We start from the raw sequence: 241 nt of genomic DNA on the forward strand, positions 1-241 counted from the left end.
ACTGCCGTGGTCCGGCCTTGACGGGACGATGACACGTCGTATGTCCAACTCTGCCGCCTGGGCAAACGCACAGGCCAAGACTGGTTCACTGTCGACGGCTTCGACCCTCGCTGGCATCGTGTCGACCTCCAGCGGGCGACTGCTGGTCTACGTGATCGGCACGGAGAACGTTCCTGACGATGCAGCTGCGAACACTCGTCCCGCGTTGGATAAGTTCGTCGGCGCACTTGCAGCTCTCTGA

Annotated in this window: 1 protein-coding gene; it reads left to right on the top strand. The window is 61.8% G+C overall.

The features are described from left to right. Positions 1 to 241, top strand: a 241-nt coding sequence (locus QP415_RS12770) for a D-alanyl-D-alanine carboxypeptidase (protein ID WP_285100321.1), incomplete at its 5' end; no start/stop codon positions are given.

Source organism: Pauljensenia sp. UMB3104 (assembly GCF_030217285.1).
Taxonomy (GTDB): Bacteria; Actinomycetota; Actinomycetes; order Actinomycetales; family Actinomycetaceae; genus Pauljensenia.